21 protein-coding genes and 1 pseudogene are annotated in these 23813 nt (G+C 68.2%); 12 read left to right on the forward strand and 10 right to left on the reverse strand.

The window, feature by feature from the left end:
* The first annotated feature begins 73 nt into the window (after positions 1 to 73).
* The 4 genes from fliL to MHY85_RS02255 all read left to right on the forward strand — a co-directional run bounded on the left by fliL (position 74) and on the right by MHY85_RS02255 (position 3602).
* A complete protein-coding gene (gene fliL / locus MHY85_RS02245; protein ID WP_146837615.1) occupies positions 74 to 565 on the forward strand; it encodes a flagellar basal body-associated protein FliL in 492 nt (163 codons plus the stop codon).
* 532 nt (positions 566 to 1097) lie between these two features.
* Positions 1098 to 1223: a hypothetical protein gene (locus MHY85_RS21225; protein WP_255731825.1), complete on the forward strand. Its 126-nt coding sequence runs from the start codon at positions 1098 to 1100 to the stop codon at positions 1221 to 1223.
* A 547-nt stretch (positions 1224 to 1770) separates the two neighbouring features.
* Positions 1771 to 3375, forward strand: a complete 1605-nt coding sequence (gene lnt / locus MHY85_RS02250; RefSeq protein ID WP_239192581.1) for an apolipoprotein N-acyltransferase — start codon at positions 1771 to 1773, stop codon at positions 3373 to 3375.
* A complete protein-coding gene (locus tag MHY85_RS02255; RefSeq protein WP_168430471.1) occupies positions 3372 to 3602 on the forward strand; it encodes a hypothetical protein in 231 nt (76 codons plus the stop codon). The genes lnt and MHY85_RS02255 overlap by 4 nt, the downstream gene beginning before the upstream one ends.
* Positions 3603 to 4430: 828 nt before the next feature.
* Here the strand turns inward: MHY85_RS02255 and MHY85_RS02260 are convergent.
* From MHY85_RS02260 to MHY85_RS02290, 7 genes are all read right to left on the reverse strand, one after another.
* Positions 4431 to 5963, reverse strand: a complete 1533-nt coding sequence (locus MHY85_RS02260; protein WP_239192583.1) for a deoxyguanosinetriphosphate triphosphohydrolase family protein — start codon at positions 5961 to 5963, stop codon at positions 4431 to 4433.
* Positions 5960 to 6175 (reverse strand): hypothetical protein, encoded by a 216-nt coding sequence (locus MHY85_RS02265; protein WP_239192585.1) that lies wholly within the window; start codon positions 6173 to 6175, stop codon positions 5960 to 5962. Before MHY85_RS02265 ends, MHY85_RS02260 begins: the two co-directional genes overlap by 4 nt.
* 146 nt (positions 6176 to 6321) lie before the next feature.
* Positions 6322 to 7218 carry a hypothetical protein gene (locus MHY85_RS02270; RefSeq protein WP_239192587.1) on the reverse strand — a complete coding sequence of 299 codons (897 nt, stop codon included), beginning with the start codon at positions 7216 to 7218 and terminating at the stop codon, positions 6322 to 6324.
* Positions 7219 to 7337: 119 nt separating this feature from the next.
* Positions 7338 to 7841: an ImmA/IrrE family metallo-endopeptidase gene (locus MHY85_RS02275; protein ID WP_239192589.1), complete on the reverse strand. Its 504-nt coding sequence runs from the start codon at positions 7839 to 7841 to the stop codon at positions 7338 to 7340.
* A 508-nt stretch (positions 7842 to 8349) separates the two neighbouring features.
* Entirely contained in the window at positions 8350 to 8955 is a 606-nt protein-coding gene (locus tag MHY85_RS02280) for a hypothetical protein (RefSeq protein WP_239192592.1), read from the reverse strand.
* Between the two features lie 903 nt (positions 8956 to 9858).
* The gene (locus MHY85_RS02285) at positions 9859 to 10734 is read right to left on the reverse strand and encodes a hypothetical protein (protein WP_239192594.1); all 876 of its coding nucleotides are present in this window, start codon (positions 10732 to 10734) and stop codon (positions 9859 to 9861) included.
* Positions 10735 to 10811: 77 nt separating this feature from the next.
* Entirely contained in the window at positions 10812 to 11141 is a 330-nt protein-coding gene (locus MHY85_RS02290) for a hypothetical protein (protein ID WP_239192597.1), read from the reverse strand.
* Positions 11142 to 11818: 677 nt separating this feature from the next.
* On the opposite strand from MHY85_RS02290, the pseudogene MHY85_RS02295 reads away from it, so the two are divergent.
* Positions 11819 to 12982: pseudogene (locus MHY85_RS02295) on the forward strand (IS3 family transposase).
* 46 nt (positions 12983 to 13028) lie between these two features.
* On the opposite strand, the gene MHY85_RS02300 reads toward MHY85_RS02295, so the two are convergent.
* Both MHY85_RS02300 and MHY85_RS02305 read right to left on the reverse strand, forming a co-directional pair.
* Positions 13029 to 13760: a hypothetical protein gene (locus MHY85_RS02300; RefSeq protein WP_239192600.1), complete on the reverse strand. Its 732-nt coding sequence runs from the start codon at positions 13758 to 13760 to the stop codon at positions 13029 to 13031.
* Between the two features lie 51 nt (positions 13761 to 13811).
* The gene (locus MHY85_RS02305; RefSeq protein ID WP_239192603.1) at positions 13812 to 14255 is read right to left on the reverse strand and encodes a hypothetical protein; all 444 of its coding nucleotides are present in this window, start codon (positions 14253 to 14255) and stop codon (positions 13812 to 13814) included.
* Positions 14256 to 14815: 560 nt separating this feature from the next.
* Here MHY85_RS02305 and MHY85_RS02310 point away from each other — a divergent pair.
* From MHY85_RS02310 to MHY85_RS02325, 4 genes are all read left to right on the forward strand, one after another.
* Positions 14816 to 15130 carry a DUF1508 domain-containing protein gene (locus tag MHY85_RS02310; RefSeq protein WP_168431562.1) on the forward strand — a complete coding sequence of 105 codons (315 nt, stop codon included), beginning with the start codon at positions 14816 to 14818 and terminating at the stop codon, positions 15128 to 15130.
* Between the two features lie 106 nt (positions 15131 to 15236).
* Positions 15237 to 16562 carry a HEPN domain-containing protein gene (locus MHY85_RS02315; RefSeq protein ID WP_239192606.1) on the forward strand — a complete coding sequence of 442 codons (1326 nt, stop codon included), beginning with the start codon at positions 15237 to 15239 and terminating at the stop codon, positions 16560 to 16562.
* A gap of 744 nt (positions 16563 to 17306) precedes the next feature.
* On the forward strand, positions 17307 to 17747 hold the full coding sequence (locus MHY85_RS02320) for a hypothetical protein (RefSeq protein WP_239192609.1): 441 nt from the start codon (positions 17307 to 17309) through the stop codon (positions 17745 to 17747).
* Positions 17748 to 17876: 129 nt separating this feature from the next.
* Positions 17877 to 18860, forward strand: a complete 984-nt coding sequence (locus tag MHY85_RS02325) for a hypothetical protein (protein ID WP_239192612.1) — start codon at positions 17877 to 17879, stop codon at positions 18858 to 18860.
* 399 nt (positions 18861 to 19259) lie between these two features.
* On the opposite strand, the gene MHY85_RS02330 is transcribed toward MHY85_RS02325, so the two are convergent.
* Positions 19260 to 20474 (reverse strand): ROK family protein, encoded by a 1215-nt coding sequence (locus MHY85_RS02330; protein ID WP_239192615.1) that lies wholly within the window; start codon positions 20472 to 20474, stop codon positions 19260 to 19262.
* A 117-nt stretch (positions 20475 to 20591) separates the two neighbouring features.
* Between MHY85_RS02330 and MHY85_RS02335 the strand changes: the two genes are divergently transcribed.
* From MHY85_RS02335 to MHY85_RS02345, 3 genes are read left to right on the forward strand one after another with little or no spacing between them, the layout of a single operon-like run.
* Complete coding sequence (locus MHY85_RS02335; RefSeq protein ID WP_374232687.1) at positions 20592 to 21923, forward strand: ABC transporter substrate-binding protein; 1332 nt, start codon at positions 20592 to 20594, stop codon at positions 21921 to 21923.
* Positions 21920 to 22846 carry a carbohydrate ABC transporter permease gene (locus MHY85_RS02340; RefSeq protein ID WP_239192621.1) on the forward strand — a complete coding sequence of 309 codons (927 nt, stop codon included), beginning with the start codon at positions 21920 to 21922 and terminating at the stop codon, positions 22844 to 22846. The genes MHY85_RS02335 and MHY85_RS02340 overlap by 4 nt, the downstream gene beginning before the upstream one ends.
* A complete protein-coding gene (locus MHY85_RS02345; RefSeq protein WP_239192624.1) occupies positions 22846 to 23739 on the forward strand; it encodes a carbohydrate ABC transporter permease in 894 nt (297 codons plus the stop codon). The genes MHY85_RS02340 and MHY85_RS02345 overlap by 1 nt, the downstream gene beginning before the upstream one ends.
* Positions 23740 to 23813 lie beyond the last annotated feature (74 nt).

Genomic DNA, 23813 nt, shown 5'->3' on the forward strand with positions numbered 1-23813 from the left:
GCTCACCGATAGCCGCCTACCGGACGATCCAGTCGCTGCACGACACGAGGTGCGAACCAGCGAGGAGGGGCGGATGCCCGAACAACGGATCGTCGGGTCCAGCAACAAGATCGGTGGCCAGCGCTCGTCGTCGACCCACACAGAGCCGGAGCCCGCGCCTGTACCGAAGAAGCGAGGCAGGCGTGGGCTGGTGGTCGTCGGGGCGCTTGTTGTTGCGGCCGGAGCCGGCTGGTTCCTTCTTCGGCCCGGTGCAGCGTCGGAGGCCGAGCCAATGAAGGTCGAGCTCGGTACCGTCCAGGCGGTTGAGCCGATCAGCATCAACCTTGCGGGCGGTCGCTACCTGCGTCTCGGGCTAGGACTACAGCTGACCGCCGAGGTCGCCGAGGACGTGGACACGGTCAAGGCGCTCGACCTCGCGATTGCGCTGTTCTCGCAGCGGCCCGTCGAGGAGATCAGCACGCCTGAGGGCAGGAATGCGCTCAAGCGCGAGCTCGCCGCTCAGCTGACCGAGGTGTACGAGGGCGAAGTCGTCGACGTCTACTTCAGCAACTTCGTCTATCAGTAACCATGGAGGACGCCCGGCCACGGATCTTCATCGAACCTCAACCGGCGGCGGCCGAACTCGGGATCCCAGGCGCTTACGTTGGACGCACCCCGTGGCGGCCCTCTCGATGGATCCGAGCGCTCGGCCGCCACGGGGACCACCGCACCCCGCCCTCGTGCGCATGAGCCGCGCGGGACAAGCCCGTCGTGCTCCCGGCCGCGACGGCGAACGCACGCGCTCGCCGGTCACGACTCCGTGGTGGGTGCGGTGTCGCACGATCGCGACCTGAGCCTCGACGACGCGGTGGCGATCGCGACTGCCTGGACCTGCCGCGCAAGGTGCTCGGCACGAAGGTACTGGTGCATAAGTCGAGGTGGGGCGAACAGCGGCAGCGCAAAGCAGCGCACTGCCGAGCGGGTGCTCGGGCACGTCTACTACGTGTCCACCTCGGCGGCGTCGGTCGAAAGGGGCTGAGCGACGAGACGTAGACCAAGGTCGCGGCGGACTAGGTCGCGGCGATGCGGCTCGCCGACAAGGGTGTCGACTGAGCGCGGTGCCGGTCGTTGACGAGTCGCACGTGGTCTCGGCGAACGGCAACGACCAGGTGCACGTCGTGCTGAACCTGGTGCGCGAGGGAGGGGCGAGGGCTGACCTGCTCCGCGACTGGGCCCGGTCGTAGCGGATCATGAACGATGTCGAGCACCGCTACGGCTGACGGTCACCGAGGCCCCGAAGTGGGAGGGCAAGGGACTGGGCGCGAACACGCGTGGCGAGATCGCCAGAGCCGAGCGCGAGCGGATGCCGGCGGCGGCGCGCGACGAGCTGAGGCTGCGGGTCAGCGCAGTCACCGTGGCGTCGAACGACGAGCGCGAGTTCCTCGACGGGCCGCGCGACGCGCGTGCCGGATGCACCGGCTTGGACGGTGCGGTGGAAGGGCCGTGAGGTCGCCGACCGGGTTAGGGCGCTTCGCGCCAGAGCCGGCGATCGCGGCGGTGCCAAAGCTTGACGAGTGGATGAGCGCTCGCCAGGCACATGTCGCGGCTGCAGGCATCGCCCGCCGGCGGGGGCGCGCCCGCACTTTTCATCGAACCTCAACCGGTTCCGGTGGATCGGGGTGTTCCGGCCTGCTTACGTTGAGGAGACCCCGCGGCGGCGTCCCACGGACCCAGGCACTGCCGCCGCGGGGGCCACTCACCCCCTCTCTCGTCCCGGGAGTCGTGCCACCCGTGTCCTCCTCGCTCCTGCTGGACGTGCCGAGCCCGCGGGTGGCTCTGGCGACGGAGGGGCGGACCCGGCCGGTGCTGCGGGTCGTCGTGGCCGGCTGGGGTGGCGCGCTCACCGCCGCGGCGTTCCCTGACCTCGGGTGGTGGCCGCTCGCGTTCGTCGGCGTCACGGCCCTCGTGCTCGTCTCCCGCGGCCGTGGGGCGTTCGTCACCGCGCTGCTGTGGTCGGTGTGGGGTGCCGCCTTCTTCGTCCCGCACGTGGTCTGGGCATCCGAGGCCGCAGGGCCGGTCGCCTGGATCGCGCTGGCGGTGCTGCAGGCGCTGGTCGTCGCGGTCGTCGGGGCCGCGTGGTCGTTCGCTTCACGGGCGCCGTGGCTGCGGGGGCGACCGACGCTGCTGGGTCTGACGTTTGCGTCCGTGTGGGTCGCCGGCGAGCAGCTGCGGTCGGTCGTCCCGTTCGGCGGCTTTCCCTGGGGGCGGCTCGCGTTCTCCCAGGTGGACGGCCCGCTGCTCGCCCTAGCGTCGGTCGGCGGAGCGCCGGGGGTCTCGTTCGTGGTCGCCCTGGTCGGCTACGCCCTCGCAGCACCGTTCGACACGACCCGTGCACGGGTCCGGGCGCTGACGCCGCTCGCGCTCCTCGCCGGGCTCGCGCTCGCCGCCGGCCCGTTGATCCCGCTGCCCTCGCGGGCGGAGAGCGGCGTGATCGCCGTCGGGGTGGTCCAGGGCGACGTCCCGGATGACGGCGTACCCGACCGGGCGCGCCGGGTCCTGGACAACCACGTCGCCGGGACCCGGGACCTCGCCGCGGCCGGTACGCAGCTCGACGTCGTCGTGTGGCCGGAGAACGCCACTGACGTCGACCCCCGGACCGATGTCCGGACCCGCGCCGCGGTGCAGGACGCGGCCGACGCGGTGGGCGTCCCGGTGCTGGTCGGTGCGATGCGGTACCGGCCGGACGCGCGGTTCAACGACGTCCTGGTCTGGGACCCCGAGCGGGGCTTCCTCTCGTCCTATACCAAGCAGCGTCCGGCGCCGTTCGGTGAGTACGTGCCGCTGCGCTCGTTCGTCCGGCTGTTCTCCTCCGAGGTTGACCGGGTCCCGGTGGACATGGTGGCGGGGGAGGAGCCTGCGGTCCTTCGCGTTCCCGTCGACCGGCTGGGCCGCGACGTCCCGATGGCGACCGTGATCTGCTTCGAGGTCGCGTACGACGACGTGGTGCGCGACGCCGTCCGGCGCGGGGCCGAGCTGCTCGTGGTCCCGACGAACAACGCTTCGTTCGGACGCACCGCGCAGTCGACGCAGCAGCTCGCGATGTCCCGGCTGCGTGCGGTCGAGCACGGCCGCGCCACGATCCAGGCGTCCACCGTCGGCGTCAGTGCGATCGTCGCCCCCGACGGCACCGTGCTGGACCGCACCGCGCTGTTCACCGCCGACACCCAGTCTGCGCGTCTTCCACTGCGCACGACGCTCACCCTTGCCGATCGCCTCAGCAACGCCCCCATGACCATTGCGGTGGTCCTCGCGCTCGGCGCGCTCGGTGCCGGCTTGCAGGCACCTGCCGGCGCACCCCGATCCCGAGGGCGCGACACCAAGGAAGGACCGACGTGAACCCCGCCCCCCGCCAGCGGGACCATGAACCCGCACACGACGAGGCCCTGCTGAACCGGAACACGATCCTGGCGTTGTCGATCGTCGCCGTCATCGCCGTCGCAGTCGTGGTCGTTGTGATCGTCGTGTCGTCCGGCGGCGGTAGCCGCCCCAAGGACGACACCACCAGTGCAGCACGCCCGCCTTCGGTCGCTGGGCTGCTGATCGACCAGGCGATAGCGGCATGACCGTGGGCGGTGGCCCGCTAGACACACCGGCGGCGGCGAAGCCCCGCGCCGCCAACACCGTTAGCCCATGCAGGGCGAACGCTCCATGCATACGGGCACGGACAGCCCCTGCCCGTGAACATGCCTGTTATCGCCGTCTTCGCGGCCGCCACCGCAGCGATCGCCGCGACGACGTAGTTCGCTGGGCGGGCCACTCGCCGACCCATCATCGTCACGGTGACTGACCCCGAGTCTCGCCGCTCTCCGTGGTGATCAAGGACGTGAGGAGGGAAGTCGAGGGATCCTGCATGGAAGTAGTTCTCGAACACGGTTGAAGGACAAGGCAGGCGAGCAGCCGCCGAGCGACGGTCAGGAGCACCACGCGTGCGCGGTGCATCAGGGAAGTCAAGCAAGGGCTGGCATCGCTTATAGGCAGCGCCGGCTGTCTTCTCGCACCAGTAGAGGCGAGCGAATCACGATCGTTGTCAGGCAACGCTCTCCGGGAGCAGCGCGCCGGCAGAGCGTCGGGCCGGTGGGTCGTCGTCTCACCGCGACCAACACGCAGCCCCACGCATCAGGTCCGGGCCGGGACACGCCGACAGCACCGACAAGGCCAGGGTCACCGCCGTCGAGCCGATATACCGGTCATTGCGCTGACGACGTCGTCGGCCGACGACGACATCGCGCGGGCGTACGCCTCGCACCTGAGCGTTTAGGCCACCAAGCCCCTGAACTGGGACGATCTGTGTCCGGCGGTCAGGTGCATCGGAGATACGTCGACGTCGCACGCCCTGCCGAACCGACTCACGAGTAGCGGCGCCATGGCACCGTCGAGCCAGCGCGCAAACCTCAGAATCCGAACTCGATGCCCGCCCGGTGAACTCGCTGACCGCTGAGCTTCTGATACAGCGCCATGCACTTTGCGTCGCTCAGGCTACAGATGTAGTCGACGATGGCCCGGTTCGGCTCCCCGCGGGGCGCAGGGTCCATGAAGTCGTCGCCAGGCTCACGCTGTGCGAGATGGGCGTAGTACTCCTGTTCGTACTTGGCCCCTCCCTGCGTGGTCGCGAGCTTGATCTCCGCTGCGAGGCGCGGGGGCAGTCGAGACGGGTCATTCTGCGTCCACGAGTGCAACATGTCCACGAGGCCACCCAGCACGTGCTCCTGCCCGCGTTGCAGCAGGGCGAGTTCGGCGCCGTCGATCACGTAGCGCTTGGTGATCTCCTTGAGCACCTGCACCTGATGCCACTGCGGCCGGCTCAGCCCGATGTGAGGGCCGTTGACCCACAAGGGCGTGGCCGAGATGACCACGCTCGAGATAAAGCGGCCGATCAAGTCCGAGACACCGCTTCGAGCGAGCGCCTCGCGCAGATCGACGGCGGAGCGGGCACGGTCTGACAAGTAGCCCGCCAGGACGCTCTCGACCTCGACCAGCGCCTCAATGAACAACGCAGAATCGAACCACGAGGCGTAGTCCATGCGAAGTCGATCTGCGAGTCGGGCGAACACGGGGTCTGTCTGACCCTTCGCGCACCTGCGAAGGTCGTCGCGCACGGCCGCGACGTCGAGGCGCTTCGCGAAGTAGAAGTCCTCCAGGTCGTGAACGGCGTAGGTGATGTCGTCCGCAACGTCCATCACCGACGCTTCGAGCGTCTGCGTGTTGACGCTCAAAGCACCGGTGAACGAGCGAGCCCAATCGAGCAGCGGCTTCTCGGAATCGTACGCGCTGAACTTCCGCCACTCGCGACGGTAGTCCGGGTCGGACTTCAATGCCGTCTTGTGGTTCTTCTTGTCGAGAGTCCGACGCCGGGCCCACGGGTACTTCGCCACCGCTGCGAGAGTTGCTGCCGTGAGGTCAAGACCCTCGTAGTTCAGGCTGCGCATGCGACCGATCGCGACGATCCGGAACGTCTGTGCGTTGCCTTCGAAGCCGTCAACCAAATCGAGCTTCTCGCGCGCCAACTCGTCGAGCAGGGTCTCGCCGATGTGTCCGAACGGTGGGTGGCCGATGTCATGCGCCATGGCCGCGGCTTCGCAGACGTCCACGTCGAAGCCGCCAAGGCCGGCCATCAGGGCGCGGTTACCAGGGTCGTTCAGGAGCTCGACCGCGATGCTGCGCGAAACCTGGGCGACCTTCTCCGAGTGCGTGAGCCGGTTGTGGAGCAGCCGGACGTCGTCGAAGGGTGACACCACCTGGGTGACGCCACCGAGCCTGCGCCAGTGCCACGAGTACAGAACACGGTCCTTGTCGCGGGCAGCTTCGCTCCGGGAGTCGCCCGCAGCCCTTGTCCCGCCACTGGCTCGTCGAACCCGATCAGTCGTCTTTGACGCCACTCCGGTGAGCTGAACCTCGCCGTCGAGCGCACTGTTGTTGCCGGTCACCGAGAGAACTCCACGTTTCCGGAGACATACCGACCGCGGGCGGATGCGATCGCAAGCCGGGTGTCGTACTCCCCGAACCCGTGCTGTTCCATAGCCTCCGCGACCGCCTCGAAGGTCATGGGCGCGTCACCATCGAGAACCTCACGTACGGCCTCGCGCGCCCTGCGCAGCTCTGAGATCGCTTCCGGAGCGGGCAACTCATCGATCGACATTCGTGTCCTACCTGGTCGGCACCCCTGCTGAACCTCCGCGGTCGCCGACCGCACAGGCGCAACCAGAGTAGGTGCCTCAGGTTGCACGGAGGGGACGCTTCGAGCGGGCAATCGGGTGACGTTCGCCGAGGTGTCGCTGTCGAGGGCTACTGCAGCGGACTGGCTTCCTCGTCCAGGCTCTCCGGCCGTGGGGGGTCGTCGTGGATCGGGTCGACTTCCGACTGGCCGACGTACCCAGCGAGCGGGTCGATCGGCGGGAGCAGGAAGGGGCTGTTCCGCCTCGCTTCGGGCAGGTAGACGTGGAACGGCCAGTTCGCGCTGTGGTAGCACGCACGACACAGGTCCAGGACCCGGGCAACTCCGTCCCGAGGAGGTTCGAACACCGCGAACGCACGGTGAATGTGGTCCTCAGACTCCAAGTCGAGCGCGAAAACGGGATAGGTCCGCCCGCCCCAGACGCCTTTGAGCTCGGCCCCTAGACGCAGAACGAGATCGTCCGAGGCCCTCCTCCGGCGCCCGCGCGCCACATGGAGGGTCGCCAGGACGTACGCGACCTCCACCGACAGGGTGAAATACCGGCTCTTGCTCTCGTGGAACAGTCGGAACCCGGTGTCGATACTCGGCCCGAAGTAGTCGTAGAGGTAGTCGTCCGGGTTACGGGTACCGCTCAGTGCGTCGTTGTTCAGGTCGACGACATCCCGGCCAGTACGGTCGATGTCCGGGCGTCGGGGAATGCTTGACTCGCTGTCTGGACCCGGGAACGTCGCGATGAACGCGCCGCCCTTGACCCCGAGCCGTGCTCCGTCGCCGGCGGCGATCAGCTTGTCGCTCAAGCTCTTGCTGGCGTACTCCTGCATCGTTGCTACCCACAGTCGGACCGCGGCGTACACGTCCGTCTCGCAGCGAACATCGCACGTGAACAGCAACTCGTCGCCGACGGCCTTCCACAGCGTGAACTGCAGGTTGCGTGCGTCGCGGTGGGCCTTATCTGACTGCAGGAGTCGCAACTGTTGCGGGAACTCCCAGTAGAACTGGAGGAACACCTTCTGCCATGGGGCCTGCGGGTGATGGCTCCGCCGCTGCTTGTATGCAGTCGAGCCGATCAGGTCGCACGAAAGGAACAAGCGCGAGATGCCGCTGACTTGCCGGCCTTCCGACGGACTCATGCCAGGCCGAGTACCTCAGCACGCACGGTAGCGGCCAGGGGTGATACTTCGAAGTGCCGGGCAACCTTCCATTCGTCACCATCGGAACGGGACCAGACCTTCTTGAACTCCTTCGCTGGCATGAGCAGCGTGGAGGCGAAGACGTTGGCTTCAGTCTCGGCGCGGTTGCGCTGCCCGCGGCCGTAGCGGCGAGGGCCTTCGACCTTCGGCAAGCGGTAGTGCAGGAAGTAGTGCCCCAGCTCGTGCGCGATGGTGAACCGGTCGCGAGCGTTCGACGTGAAGTGGGGCAGGCGCACCACGAAGTCGCCCGGTCCGTTGACAACGAGAGACTCGGCGCTGTCTGCATACGTGATCGAACCGCCGAGGCTGCTCAGCAGCGACTGCAGGTCGGCGTAGCCGTTCGCGTCGTACACGTCGTGGTGGCGCGCGATGCGCTCTGCGTACTGAGCGATGTCGTAGTTCGACAGGTTCGCTGGCTTCGTTGCCGTGATCTCAGCCATCGCCACCACTCCTCTCCGGTTCCGCGTACGCGTCGACTATAGTTGGTCGCTACGACACGGGAGGCCCGACTGGCGGAAGCCGAGTGGACAGTTCACTCGTTCGCGCCCATGCGCTGACCGAGTCCGTGGTGTGCCGGCTGCGGACGGTGCGGTGCCGAGGTGTGCTCCTTCGTCGGACAGGTCCGCGGTGTATCGATTCGCCCGCGGACGATGGCCCGGTTGCATGCGCACTGGTCGCACTGCGGCGACGTGTCAGCACGTGCCTTCGTCTGCTCTGGCTTGATCAACGGTCACGTCCGGCCACCATGGATGTCGGCCACGGGGTCCGGCTCGTCGCCCACGTTCGGAGGGTCGGCACCTCGTGCGGTGCTCGTCCCGTGATTCGCGTAGCGGTCGAACGTGTACGTGCTCGGACCCCCCCACCGAGTACCGCAGCGGGGTCAGTCGCAAGAGCCAAACGACCAGCGCCCCACCCCTGACGGGTGAGGCGCTGGTCATAGATATTCGGTCAGAAGTGCTTCACGCGGTAGATCGTCTCGCCGCTACCAGCGAACTGCATGTAGTAGTCCGCAGGAAGGCCCTGACAGTTTCCCGGGCCCGACCCGGCGCAGACCTCGGACTGGATGTTGCGGGGGCCGGCGAACAGCGTGGAGTTCGTTGACGACCACGACGGGCTCGTCACGTCGTTCGTGCCCGTCAGGCTCCGATTGGAGCCCGAGCTCCGGATGATGCACGACTTGTTGTTCCCGCTGTCGGTGCACCCGAGTCCGGGAGCGAGGTAGAACGGCGTGATCGCAGACTCGTTCCGGTAGCGGACGGAGGTGATCGCGTCTGCATCGACGTCCCAGGTCATGATGCGCGGCCCGACGCCATGAAGGACCGCGATATCCGCCTCCTCGAGGTCTCGTGTCACGTAAGCAGCCCGCTCCTCTGCCTGCATCTGCAGATCGCTGGCGGACTCACCGCCCGAGATTTCCACCGAGACCGGCAGGCCGAGCGATGTGTCGACGAGCACGGAGTCAGCAGGCAGACCCTGCCCCGAGAACCCGCCTGAGTCATCTGCCGCGGCAGGGATCGCCGCTCCGGCAATCCCGACGACGAGCACACCGATCACGGCGAGTTGTCGTTTGAAACTACGCATAATGCCCCCTGTATGAGTTGCGCCATTGCGACAATCACGCTACCATCTACGAAATCGCTAGACAAGGGGGTCTATTCCATGGCATTCATCGGAAATCCTGGTCCCATGCCGACCGAGAGCGCGCTCGAGGTGCTTCGCGACACCGGCGTCCGTGATAGAGGGGTAAGATCTAGGGCGGCGTGCGGTCTGACTTCGCTCGCGGCACTGATGCTTTCCGCGATCAGCTTCTTCGGTGACAGGCAGACGTTTCCTGGTTTCGCATTTGTGCTTTCGGGGATCGTGCTGGTGGTCGCATGCGTAGCGTTTCTTCGCTCTCCCAGGTACAGGCGCCGATCGTCCGTGGTTTTCGGGGTGGTCGGCCTCATCCCTGCGGTGGCGGCCGTCGTGCTCCGCTGATGTCCCCGACGCGGGTGCGCTGGGATGCTGGGGCAGGCCACTCGTCTCAACCCGACAGGTCTGTCTACCAGTCAGCGGCCGGTGGAGCTGCGGATGTAGCCGCCGTCGCCGGACACGACGAGTTTGATGTCGGTTCGAGGGTCCGCGAGCTCGACGTGCGGCCACCTTCCGCACAGGTCGAGCCACCCGCCGACTGCTTGGTCGTGCCGGCCCGGCAGCCAGAACCTCCCCTGAAGCCTGCCGTCCGTCACCTTCCGCCCTCGTCAAGCCATCGCATGTTCAGAGGTCGTTGAGTGACCTTCCAAGCCCATGGTGTGGTCACGCGGTCTCCCGGTTTGCATCCAGGGTGGTAGCTCGCGCATCGCGAGCAGGGCGGCTCCGGCGGTGAGCATGCACCGATGCCATTGTGCCAAGTGCGTTCGATCGACTGCACGCTGCCACCATTCGCGATGTGAGGCGATTGCAGACCCTGCATGGTCATCAGGGGAACTGCGCGCCGAGGTCCGCAATCGCCACCACGATCTCGTGCAGCTGGCTGATCGCGACCGGGATCGCTCCGAGCGCGACCACCACTGTCCAGAGCGCCTTCCATCCGGTTCGCCGCCCCTGGCTCGGCTCTTCGGTGGTGCGATGTCCAACGAAGTCGCCCTCGTACACGCGCCCGAGGAGTCGCGCGGACATCTCCTGAAACTCCGCCCAGCCCGCGTCATCAAGGGCGCGACGCTCCCGTGCGACGACCTCCGCCATCGGCAGCTTCAGCCGGCTGAAGGCATCGGTCACGCGCTGGCTCGCGCGCGCGCGACTCGAACGGCGAAGATGCCGAGAGCCGCCCTGGGGAACCGGCTTGAGCGCTAGCGCGATCCCGACCGCGATGTCTGCTCCACGCAAGGGCGAGATCCGAACCAGCAGGTAGTCGTACAGGAACATGCACCCGAGGCCGACCCAGAGACCGCCAGCGATCGCTGCGAGCGTGATCATCGTGGCCGCCCAAACGAATGTCAGGCCGGTCGCGGTGAGGTGACGGCACGCGTACGTCAAGGCCAGCCCTGCGATGAAAGCAGTGACCGTCCACGGAATGGCCACCAAGGTCCGTTTGGTGCGCGTCCACCCGCGGCCGAGTCCTTCGGCAAGGCGAGCGGCGTCTGGTCGGTTGGACGCCGAGACCACCGCGAGGAACGTCAGGGGATGCAGCTCGGCGAGTTCGGTCGCGGACAGGCCGTGCTCACTCCAGCGCGCACGTCGCGCGTCTGAGCGCCAGGCGCGCGCTGTGATGTAGACACCCACCGTCATCGCGGACAGCAACGCGATCAGTTGCCCGGCGACGTAGCCGATCGCTCGCAGCAGCTCGACCGTCATGCCCTAGCTCCACACCGAGCGATGCGCCGACCTGTGACTCCGAGCGGCACGCAGGCCCTCGAACGTATGCGGATTGCTCATCTCTTCACCCGACCGCACGAGCGACAGATCGGGAAAGCGGGATCGGTGACGACTCCGCAGCGCGGACACCAGAAGACCCGATGTGTCGTGGTCTTCTGGTTGATGCGGAGCACAACGGCGACGACTGCGGAGACAAGCGACACCCATAGGATGAGCGCCCAGTTCCACGACCATTCACCGAGGGTGAACGCCGTCATCGCGAGTGGCGTGGCGAGCAGGAAGCCCAGGAGCAGGGCGCCGATCCAGCCGAAGCATCCCAGCGGGCTGTAGCGCAGTTCCGAGTGCCCGTGTCCGTACCAGGTGTCTTGGTGTCGTGTGGCCGTCATGATCTGCTGGTGGTCTTGATCGGGCGTCCGTCAGCAACGCACGGCGTCGGGGGTGTCCACGCAATCCGACACCGCGCTGGAGTCTGTCCCGAGGGTGTTCTTCGCTGCGGCAGGTGTGCTTGCTGGCAGCGGGAGCGCGGGAGGCGCGAGAGTGGGAACGAAACGCACACCAGCACCGTAGGCGGGGACTGCCGTCGACACGGAATCCGTCACCTGACCGGCGTAGACGCCGGTGGCGAGGCGAGCAATCACGTCGAGCGCGCCAGGCGCGAAGGTCCCCAAGGCGCGCGGGTCATGACCGCCGGCATGGGACGGGGCACAGATGGGCTACGCGGATCGATGAACAGGAGGTCGGCGCCGGCCTCTACTCCGCCCTTGAGGACCTGCCCGCTCTGCCCGTGAAACGAAGCAGCCCCAGTGAGTCCGTAGACATCTGGGGCCCGTTTCAGCGGCTCGCCTTGGCCAGGCCAATGACCGATTCCGTTGCCTCAGTCGTCGGCAATACAGGTGCGACAGGACGCGACGCTACTTCTCACCCGCCTGCAGGCGTCGGAGCTGTATCTCGTCGTGGTGTCCGGCGCGACAACCCAGGCGATGCGTCGGCCGGCGGGTCTGCTGCACGGATAGGTGACACCTGATCTGTGGTGCCGGGAGGCACCGCTGAGAGGATGTCGAACGTGCCCAGACCCCATCCCAAGGAGTTCCGAGACGACGTCGTGGCTGTGGCCCGCCGCGGGGATGCTCCGATCAAGCAGATCGCGAGGGACTTTGGGATCTCCGAGTCCTGCCTGCGGAACTGGCTGCAGGCTGCCGACGTCGAGGACGGCAATCGCCCCGGGACCACTGCCAGCGAGTCGGCCGAGCTGCGCGAGGCCCGCAAGCGGGTCCGGTTGCTCGAGCAGGAGAACGAGGTCCTGCGTCGCGCTGCGGCCTACTTCGCCCAGGCGCATCTGCCGGGAAAATGATCTACCCGCTCGTGCGTGAGCTCGCCGCTGACGGGGTTGCCGTCGCGGTGACGTGCCGGGTCCTGAAGCTCGCAAGACAGCCCTACTACCGGTGGTTAGCGGCCCCGTTCACCGACCACGACCTCGAGCAGGCGTGCTTGGCGAACGCGTCGTTCGACGCCCACCGCGACGACCCCGAGTTCGGCCACCGCCTGCTCGGTGACGAGGCCCGCGAGGCCGGCCACCGGGCGTGCGACCGGACGGTCTGGCGGATCTGCCGGGACAACGCCTGGTGGTCGGTGTTCGGCAAGAAGCGGGGCAAGAACGGCAAGCGGTCCGGCACGCCGGCCCACGACGACCTCGTGCGCCGCGACTTCACCGCCACCGGCCCGAACGAGTTGTGGCTGACCGACATCACCGAGCACCCCACCGCCGAGGGCAAGCTCTACCTGTGCGCGATCAAGGACGTGTACTCGAACCGGATCGTGGGGTACTCGATCAGCGACCGGATTAAGTCCCGCCTCGCGGTCGACGCCCTGGCTTCCGCGGTCGCCCGCCGCGGCGGGCGACGTCGCCGGCTGCACGGTCCACTCCGACCGGGGCAGCCAGTTCCGGTCCCGGAAGTTCCTGGCCGAGCTGCGCCGCCATGACCTTCTCGGGTCGATGGGTCAGGTCGCCTCCGCCGGCGACAACGCCGCGATGGAATCGTTCTTCTCGCTGCTGCAGAAGAACGTCCTGGACCGGCGCAGGTGGGCCACCCGCCACGAGCTGCGCCTGGCGATCATCACCTGGATCGAACGGACCTACCACCGCCGCCGACGCCAGGTCCGCCTCGGACGCCTGACACCCATCGAGTACGAGACGATCATGACCACTCAGGTCGCACTCGCCGCCTGAGAACCGCTGTCACCTATCCGTGCAGCAGACCCGGCCTGCCTGGCGGTCACTGAACGGGAGCATCGCTTTCGGGAGGAGAGGTTAGCGTCCGGAACTCATCGGTAGTCACGACGTGCACGATCGCGATGTCGCCTGTGAAGCCCGGTGCGATCTCGCCCCGGCGGCGCCCGCCCAGGACTGTTAAGTCGGCGGAGGCCAGAGCGTCGAGTTCGGCCTGTATCGCCCGCTTGGCGTCCCGGACCGCTCGTAGCCCGCCGGCGGTGATGTCCTCGCTGATCTCGCCGCAGTCGACGAACACCTGCAGCGCGTCATCGACGAGATCGGCGACGTCGTCGGGCAGACTCCCCGGGGCGCCTGTCTGGTATGCGTGCGCTCCTGACATTACGTTCCACACAGCGTCACCCGATCGCAGCGGCACGACGCGTGTCGCTTCTGCGTGGGCAGGAGTCTTCGGCCGTAGGCGATCCCTCACCCATGTCTCATGTTCCCGTTTCAAGGCGCGCAGCCGCTCGACGGTGTATCGCTCCGGCTGGGCGTCCACCTGGACGTGGTCGTTCGCGCACAGCAGGACGAGGTTCGCGTAACCATCGCGGACGTCGACAGGAACTGGCTCGTAGCGAGGGCCACCTGGGTTGCGGGCGGTGATGTGCGCTTCCTGTCCGATGAGCGCGCCAGGCTCGGAGCCCTGGTCGTCGCGGACGAGCTCGAGCCGACACAGCGCACATCGGTTCCCTGAGCGTGCCCATAGGCGCTTGCGTGTCTCGCTGGAGATGCTCACCTGTGCAGTCTGCCGAGTTCGCAGGCCCTCGGAGTCTGAACTGAAGCGCTGCTAGCGGAGCAACCGAAGTGCTGGCTCGATCGACTCGCTCAGGGCACGGAGTTCGGTCGCATACGCATCGCCGCTGTCACCCGCGAATCGCAGCACGGCCCGAGCCCGCTCGATCGCTCCCTTGGCTCGCTCGACCGCCACATCCGCTGAGACGTCGGACGTCGAGTCCAGCTCGTCGGCAGCGCGACCAAACGCTCGCACGTCATGCCGTGACCGCTCCGCGAGCCGTTCGAAGTGCTCCACGGTGGCCTTCGCTTGCTTGTACTCCTTGTCGGCTATGCGCCGGCACGTCTCGGAGCAGTAGTCGCGTCGCCGCCCCCGCCCGGCGCTCTGACGAAACTCCGTGCGGCACTTGGGGCGCGCGCAGTAGTCGACGAGGTCAGTCCCCGTCTCGTCTGCGTGTGTGGCGGTGACGGTGTGCAACGGTTCGGTGGCCTGGCTCATGTCTCTGCCTCGTAGGTCGCGCGTATTCGGAGTTCGACGCGTACGTCGACGCAGTTCAGAGGACTGGCTTTCCCTTGCAGTGACCCATCGCGGCGTGCGTAGGTCGCGCGAAACACCTTACGGTGTCCAGTCTTTGACGCGCGTGATTCGCGTGCATCGGCGTGTCGCGCTCGGGCAGCAGCCGACACGTGCTGACATGAGCACGGGACCAACCGGCCCCACCAACGACGAACGCCCGGCTGGCAGGCCGGGCGTTCGAGGCACACGAGGTCGTCGTGCGGTGGTGATACTCCGGCATGACAACACCTCGATGTGCCGTGCGCAAGCAGGCACGAGGGAGGTGATCGAGATGGCCAACAACACCCGACAGACCGGGACGAAGGCCGCCAGCGCCGCAAGCAAGGTCCTGGCGAACCCGAAGTCGACTAAGGCGGAGAAGTCCGCTGCGGCGTCCGCCCTGTCGCAGACCCCCAAGCGGGGTCGGTGACCTGCCGCTGAGCCGGCGCCTTGACGTGACGTCGGCTCAGCGGTCAACCATCACGATGTCGGAAGGAAGACCAATGAGGTTCAGCGTGGGGAAGAACACCGCCGGGAAGGACTCCTGGTGGCTGTACGCCAACAACAACGAGCAGGTCGCGTGGGCTGGTGAGACGTTCGCGTCCTCTGCGAACGCGCACCGTGCCGCAGCCAGCTTCAAGGCCGGAGCCGCCACCGCGCGGTACGACGTGTATCAGGACGCCGGCGGCAACTGGCGGTGGCGGGCATGGCGCTCCTCAGACAAGGTCGCCTCGTCCGGCGAGTCGTTCTCCAGCAGGTCCGCCGCTCAGCGCGCCGCTGACAACGTCCGCGACAACGCCGGGTCCGCCACTCTCTAGGAGGCACGCGTGCGCTCGCCTCGCCGGACCGTTCGGGCGAGCGCACGCGGGCTGATCCGGCTGTCACATGCGGCAGCCGCAGTCTGTGGAGACTCGGGGAGGCAACATGGTCGAGCGCAACGTGCTGGACGACGGTGAGACCCGTATAGGTCACGTGTTCGACGGGCGGCCGGAGACGCCGGAAGCTCTCGGACAACTTGGGCGCCGCGGTGACGCAGTGACGTTGTCAGTCTTCTGGGAGTCGCCGCTCTCGGCCCCAGCGCGGTGGTTCATGCACGGTATCCAGATCCAGGACGACCCCGGACGCACCAAGTTCGACTACACCGTTCCGCGGCTGCTGTCGTTCCGAGACGAGCGCGGGTCGGTGAACTTGATCGGCTGCCGAGCGGTGGGGATGAACGGCCAGCTCGGAGGCCCCGGGCGCGGACGGGTGACAGCCCGTTACGTCGTGATGGAGCGCGTCCCGACGGAAGCGACGTACGAGACGATCCAGGGACTGCGCACTACCGTGTCCGGCCTGCGCGAGTGGCTCGGCGTGGAGAGCATCCGGACTGCGGAGAAGACGCGTGACGCGGCTGGCCGCATGGAGACGATCGCGTTCAAGCTCGATTCGCCGGCGACGATGGTGGTGCCGGGTGTCGACGGTCTGACCCTCGTTCCCCGTTGGACAACCGCGCAGCCCGACCCGGACGTGGTGGAGATGCGTGAGCACCTTCACGTCGAGACCTGGCATGACGAAGCACGTCCCTGGAGCGTGCATCTCTCCGTCCATCGTGGTCTGCGTGACCTGCTGGCGGTTTCCCGATGGAGACGTGAGGAGCTCACACGAGCATCCGCCAGGGCAGACTCCGACCGAACCGCCGAAGACCGGACGTGGTCACCGACCCTTATCGAGGGCGTCCTGAACGACGCGCCGTCTCCTACTCGACAGGGGCACCTGGTTCAGTTCGCTGACGTCGGAGTCGATGGCGTCAGGGACTGGCTCCGTCTCCGCGAGGACTACCAGCGAGCCGTAGACCCGCTCATCTCGTGCCTGTACAACGCGGACGCCGCGATCGAGAGCAAGGTGTCCCAGGCCGGCATCGGACTCGAAGCGCTCGGGTTCCTCCTCGCGCACAAGATCGACGGCAAGTCTGAGAAGCAAGCAGACAAGCTGAACTACGTCCAGAGGTTCGAGCGGATCGCGAAGCCCATGGCGGATGTCCTGCCGTTCGCACCGGATGTGTGGGCGACGGAATTCGCCGGTGCGTACAACTCCGTGAAGCACGCCAACCGGGCCCTGCCTGACTCGGTGCACCTCGCCAACAGGTGGAGAGAAGCCGTTCTCGTGTTCCGTGCCTGGGTCGCGCTCGAACTCGGCGTCGACCGCAACCTCCTGCGCGATCGCATCAGCATCGACCCAATGGCCGGTGAGTACGTCCCCATCGACTAGCGCTCGAACTCCGGCGCAGGCTTCCCGCCTGTACGCAACACCTTCCTCGGCCTGTACATGGAACGTGACCAGGGAGGACGTACCACCTGGTCGGAGAGTTAGCCGGAACACGGAATCCGTCACCTGACCGGCGTAGACGACGGTGGCGAGGCAAGCAATCACATCGAGCGCGCCAGGCGCGGGTCCCCAAGGCGCGCAAGTCATGACCGCTGGCATCGCACGGGGGCGCAGATGGGCTGCGCGGGTCGATGGACAGGAGGTCGGCGCCAGCCTCTACTCCGCTTCCTTGCAGACCACGTCGGTGGTTCTGGACCGAGCGAGAGCTCGGCTCGCTCCTGCACAAGCCGATGCTCTCCCAGTCCTTCACGACGTCACCTTCGACCAGGTCGCCGAGCGCAGCGGAATCCTGCCCGACCTCGCGGCTTCGAGACCGCGCGAGACAGCATCGAAGTGATCGCGGAGAGGATCGCGGCTGCGATCGTGCCGACTGACCTCGGCGCGGCCGGTTGGCACAGCGCCACCCGCCCTGTCTGAACTCGGGATGAGTACCGCCCAGCCGGGGCGCGTGACCAGGCCGGCGGCTGTGATGTGACGCGCATCACAACAGTTCGGTCGGGAAACGCGTGTCGAGTCCGTGGTCGGCGGAGCAGTATGAACGAGTTCCGATGGTCGCTCGTTCCAACAGCGCAAGCGATGCTCGGGCCTCGGTATGGAGCGCGCCACGACTCTCGTCGAGGCTCCTTCTTGGTATCGAACAAGAAGAAACAAAGCATGGGGGACCGCATGAACGCGTCAGTGTCGAACCCGCTCGGGAATCAAGACGAGCGCATATCCCCGTATGTCAACGGGATCGCCTCCCTGGTCCTGGCGGCCACGGCAGCAGTGGCGATCGCGCTGACGGTCTTGAGCTCCGACTCGTCTGGCGCCATCTGGTGGATCCTGATTCTCGGTGTGGGGCAGGCCCTGGTGTTCTGGCTCGCCGTGAGCCTGCCGATGTCGTATCGCATCGCAGCCTCTGTCGCGCTGCTCTGCGCGTTCATGGCCGCGTACGTGCCTGGCCTGCTCCAAGCGACGCCGCTTGGCGCTGGGCCTGCTGTAGTCCTGGCCGTGGTCGGCTCGATTCCCATGTGGTGCGTCGCCGCCGTGCGGCTGGTCAACGCCAAGCGCGACATCGCCAACACCTAAGAGGCGCGTAACCCAGGTCAAGATCGGATCGCTCCGAGCGATCCGTGTGCTTCGTCGTGCCCAAGAGTGCTGCCTAGAAACTTATCGGCAAGTCCGCCGATAAGAACCACAATAGGAGGCGTTAAAGAGATGCAACGAGCGACCAGGGGGGCCGTTGGTGCGGCCGTCGCAATTGCCATCGCATGCACCGGGCTAGGTTCCGCTTCGGCAACGGAGCCGCAGTCAGACGCAACCGCGATCGCAGAGTTCATCGATCAGGTGCGTCCCAACGAGGTCACCAACGAGTCGGTGACACTTGTCGAAGGCGCCCTTACGCGAGCGAGCGCGGACACGGCGGCCGAGGTCCCTGCGACCTCGGCTGGAGAGCTCACTGTTACGGGTGACTCGGGCGTTCCGATCACCGTCAAGCTCCCCGGGAACGGCGCGGACGCGTCGATCGCGCCAGACGGCACCGTCGTCTACGGCGAAGAGGCCGGCGTGACCGTCGCCGTGCAGGTCGGAGCCGACGAGGCCCGGGTGCACACGGTGATGGCGGACGCGCGGGCTGCGCAGGACGTGGAGTACGTCTTCACCGACCTGACGCCCGAGCTCAACGAAGACGGGTCGGTGAGCCTCTTCGCGACCGCGACGACCGAGGAGGGCTCGATCGAGCTCTCTGTCGGTTCGATCGATGCGCCCTGGGCGGCTGACGCGGACGGCAACGCCCTCGCGACCACCTACCGCGTCGAAGGCAGTTCGGTCGTCCAGGAGGTGGCCGTCGACGAGAACACCGCGTTCCCGATCGTGTCGGACCCCTCGTTCCAGGGCGACTGCGGGATCGTCACCTGCACCATCCGCTTCGACCGCGCATGGACGAAGAAGATCAGGGACTTCGGGGGCGACGCGGGAGCCATCGCCGGCGCCATCGCCACCGCGGCCACCGCCGTGGCTGGTCCTGTCGGTGCGGCGGTCGGAGCGGCCGCCGGGGTGATCGTGGGCGTCCGGGCGCACATCTTCTCCACCCAGGCCGGTGACTTCTACTCCAACGGCAACTGCTTCGGCGTGAAGTTCCCCCCGATTGTCCAGCTCGGATGGGGCACCCAGGTGACGCGCGGCACGTACAACTGCGCATAGCCGGCGCGGGTCCAGACCGCCGCCGAGAGCCTCTGATGGACGAAGCGGTCGGCAGCCCGATCGACCTCCGGGTGGTGGTCAGGACAAGGGGACACTCGCACCAACTCCACCCTCCTGCTGGGTCGAGGTTAAGTGCCTGTACACAACTGCACCCTCGGCCTGTACACGGCACCTGACCAGCGAAGACGTACCGCCTGGTCGGAGAGTTAGCCGAACAAGCCACACATCACGGGGAACCCCCGGTCGGAGAGATCCGGCCGGGGGTTCTTCGCGTCCGGGGGTCCGTCGGCGCGGCGGCGAACCGCGCCGAGATAGGACCCTCCCGCCGAGATAGGGCCTTGTACGGTCCGATCTCGACGGGCAGGCCCTATCTCGGCGAAGCGAAAGGGTCGGGCGCCCTCAGGCCCCGCGCTCCGCCCACAGGTCCAGCGCGTGCCGCCGTGCCGCCGCGCACGCCTCCGCGATCGCCCCGGTCACCACCACGTCGGCGCCCAGCGGGGAGATGTCCAGCTCCGGCGCCGGGAGGTGCAGGCCCGGGGGGAGCGCCGCCCGCGCCGCCTCGACCACCTGGTGCACCCCGGCGGCGACGGCGCCGGAGACGACGATCCGCTCGGGGTCGAACATGCTGGCCAGGACGCTGACGACGCGCCCGAGCATCGCGCCCACGCGCTGCACGACGCGCAGCGCGTCCGGGTCCCCGGCGGCCGCGAGCCCGAGGACCTGCCGACCGTCGAGCGGGGTGGCCGCCGCGGAGGCCGCCGCCAGCGGGCCGTCCGGCGCCACCTCGCCGCGCGCGACCGCCTCGGCCGCCCACTCCGCGGCGCGCGCGCCCAGGCCGTAGGCCGCGCCCACTCCCTCGACCAGGTCGAACGCCACCATCTCGCCGACGCCGCCGTGCGCGCCGTGCAGGACCCGGCCGTCGACGACGACGCCCGCGCCCAGGCGCTCGCCCGCGAGCAGCGCCACGTAGTTGCGGCTGCCGACCGCCGCGCCACGGGTGCCCTCGGCGATCGCGGCGAGGGAGGCGTCGTTCTCGACGCGGACGAGCGGGGCGACACGGGCGAGCGCGTCCCGGAGGCCGGGGTTCATCCGGTCCCAGAACCCGTCGGGGTGCGGGGGAGAGTCGCCGCGCGTGTTGACCGGGGCGGGGACGCCGGCGCACAACGCCAGGACGTCCGCGCGGTCCCTGCCGGCGTCGGCGAGCGCCGCGTCGACAGTCGCCAGGACCGCGGCGCGCCGCTCCGCGGGGTCGTCGTGGGCGGGGCCCAGGACGGTGCGGGCGGTGCCGAGCGGGGTGCAGCGCAGGTCGGCGACGGTGGCCGTGACGTGCACCTGCCCGCTGTCCACCCCGACCAGGACCGCCGCGTCGGCGCGCAGCTCGAACCGGCGCGCCGGGCGGCCCTTGCGGTACGCGCCGGCCGCGCGGGCGTTCGGCAGCTCGCGGAGCAGTCCCGCGGCCGTGAGCGCGTCGAGCGCCTCGATGGCGGTGGACCGCGTGAGGCCGGTCGCCGCGATGACGTCGCTGGCGGTGAGCTCGGCGGCGTCCCAGGCGCAGGACAGCACCGCGTCCAGGCTCGCTGGCCGCGCCGCCGCGCGGGGGCTCTGCGTCGTCACAGGTCTTGACCGTCCTTCCTCAGCGCTGCCACACTGCCCGAGGCGAGTTGATTTGCCAAGTAGATCTAGTGGGCGACGATGAAGTTCGCCCGACCGGTGTCCGCGACGGAGGGGACGATGGTGCAGGGGATCTCTCGACCCGCGGTGCGGACGGGACGGGTGCGGCGCGTGCGCCGGGCCGTCGCGTCCGCGCTCGTGGTCCTGACGAGCGGGGTGCTGCTCGGGGCGTGCGCCGGCGACGGCCGCGACGAGGTGCGGTTCGCGTTCAGCAAGCGCGAGGCGATCGGCTTCATGACGGAGCTGGTCGACGAGTACAACGCCGCGCAGACCGACGTGCGGGTGGTGCTCGACACCTCCGGCGTGGACGTGGTGTCGGCGAGCTTCGTCCGGGGCAACCCGCCGGACATCGCGCTCGCGAACTACAACATGGAGTCGGCGCGGTTCGTCCAGCGCGGGGCGCTCAGCGACCTGTCGGACACGGAGGCGGCCACCCGGATCCGCCCCGACCTGCAGCCGCTGATGGACCAGTACGGGTCGTACCCGGGGCGGACCAGCGCGCTGCCGTACTCGGTGATGGCGGCGTCGGTCATCTACAACGAGCAGATCTTCGCCGAGCAGGGGATCGAGGTCCCGCAGACCTGGGACGAGCTGATCGCCGCCTGCGAGACGCTGCAGGCCGCCGGGATCACCCCGATCTACGCCACGTTCAAGGACGACTGGACCGTCGCGCAGGGCTGGTTCGACTACGCCGTCGGCGGCCAGGTCGACGTCCTCGACTTCTTCGACCGGCTCGCCGAGCAGGGCACGGACGTCGGGCCCGGCAGCGCGGTGTCCTTCCAGAAGGACTTCACCGGGCCGCTGGAGCAGGCCACGGAGCTCGCGCGGTACGTGAACCCCGACGCCGCCAGCCGCGGGTACGGCGACGGCAACCTGGCCTTCGCGCAGGGCGAGGCCGCCATGTACCTGCAGGGGCCGTGGGCGTTCAGCGAGATCGCCAAGACCGCGCCGGACCTCCCGGTCGGGACGTTCCCGCTGCCGATGACCGACGACCCCGACGACCTGCGGGTCCGGGTGAACGTCGACCTCGCGGCGTGGATCCCGGTGGAGGCGAAGCACCCGGAGGCCGCCCGCGACTTCCTCGAGTACCTGTACCGCCCGGAGGTCATCGAGGCCTACAACGCCTCGCAGCTCGGCTTCACGCCGACGACGGACGCCGCCCCCGTGGACGACCCGCGGGTCGCCGGGATGGCCGCGTACTACGAGGACAACCGGGTGTACCAGGGCCCGTCGGTGCTCATCCCCAAGACCATCCCGGTCAACAACTACGCGCAGGCGGTCCTGCTCGGCGAGGACCCGGCCCGGATGCTGCGCACGCTCGACGCGGACTGGGCGCGGCTCGCCTTCCGGCAGCCCGCCCCGGTGACGGAGACGAAGGAGCCGACGCGATGACCGACACCGTCACGACCGGGACCGCCGCCCGCGCGGCCGCCGCGAGCCCGGCGCCGAGGCGCCCGCGGCGCCGTGTCGAGCCGATCTACTACCTGCTCCTGCTGCCGACCGTCGTGCTGTTCACCCTGGCGATCACGGTGCCGGGGATCATCGGCATCTTCTTCAGCTTCACCGACTCGATCGGCATCGGTGACTGGAGCTTCGTCGGTCTGACGAACTACGTCGCGATGTTCAGCGACCCCGCGATCCTGCAGAGCTACCTGTTCACGTTCGGCTTCGCGGTCGCCACCGTGGTGGTCGTCAACCTGGTGGCGTTCCTGCTCGCGGTGGGGCTGACCTCGCGGATCCGGATGCGGACGGCGCTGCGCACGGTGTTCGTCGTCCCCATGGTGATCAGCGGCATCATCATCGCCTACGTCTTCAACTTCCTGTTCTCGAACTCGCTGCCCGCGGCGGGGGCGGCCGCCGGGATCGGCTGGCTGGAGACCAGCCTGCTGGCGAACCCGGACCTGGCGTGGGTCGCGATCGTCCTCGTGACGGCGTGGCAGTCGATCCCCGGCACGATGCTCATCTACATCGCCGGGCTGCTGTCGGTGCCGGGCGACGTGTACGAGGCGGCCGACCTGGACGGCGCGAGCAAGGTCCAGCAGCTGCTGCGGATCACCGTCCCGCTGGTCGCCGGGTACGTCGTCATCAACGTGATCCTCGGGTTCAAGGGGTACTTGAACGCCTACGACATCATCGTCGGCCTCACGAACGGCGGCCCCGGCACCGCCACCCGCAGCGTCGCCATGACGATCATCGCCGGCTTCAACGGCGGGGACTACGCCTACCAGATGGCCAACGCGACGATCTTCTTCGTCGTCGCCGTGCTCATCTCCCTCCTGCAGCTCTCCCTGACGCGCACCCGGAAGGCCTCGTGATGGCGACGCAGACGCAGACGACGACAGCAGCGGCCGCACCTGCCCGCCGCAGCAGCACCGGCCGCGTGCGGGCCGAGCGGACGAACTGGTCCGGGACGGTCGTCCTGGCGCTGTGCGCGGTGACCGTCCTGCTGCCGCTCTACGTGACCGTGTCGATGGCGTTCAAGACGCAGGGGCAGGCCGTGGACGGCCAGGCGTTCTCGCTGCCCGCGCCGTTCAGCGTCGACGGCTTCGTGGAGGCCTGGAACCTGACGAGGTTCCCCGTCGGTGCCGGCATCTCCCTGCTGGTGACCGCGGGCACGGTCGTGGCGACGATCCTGCTCGCCGCGTTCGCGTCGTACGCGATCATGCGGAACTGGGACCACCGGCTGTTCCGGTACTCCTTCTACTACCTGCTCGCGGCGATGTTCATCCCGTTCCCGGTCGTCGCCCTGCCGCAGATCCAGCTCACGGGCCGGGTCGGCCTCGACAACCCGTTCGGCGTGATCCTGCTGGCGACGATGTTCCAGCTGAGCTTCAGCGTGCTGCTGTTCACGGCGTTCCTGCGGTCGATCCCCGAGGAGCTGGAGGAGAGCGCGCGGCTGGACGGGGCCACGACCTGGCAGACGTTCTGGCGGCTGATCTTCCCGCTGCTGGCGCCGATGAGCGCGACGGTCGGCATCTTCGCGTTCCTGTACGCCTGGAACGACTTCATGATGCCGTCGCTGATCATCTCCGACCCGGCGCTGCAGACCCTGCCGGTCCGGCAGAACCTGTTCCAGAACCAGTTCAGCAACAACTACCACGTCGCGTTCGCCTCGTACCTGATGGCGATGGCGCCCGCGATCGTCGCCTACCTGTTCACCCAGCGCTGGGTGATGGCGGGCGTCACCCAGGGCGCCGTGAAGGGCTGACCGCCGTGCCCACCCCGACCGCACCGGACCACCCCCGCCGATCCCGCCAGGAGGACGCATCCGCATGACCGCAC

This window comes from Cellulomonas sp. ACRRI (genome assembly GCF_022346185.1).
GTDB lineage: Bacteria > Actinomycetota > Actinomycetes > Actinomycetales > Cellulomonadaceae > Cellulomonas.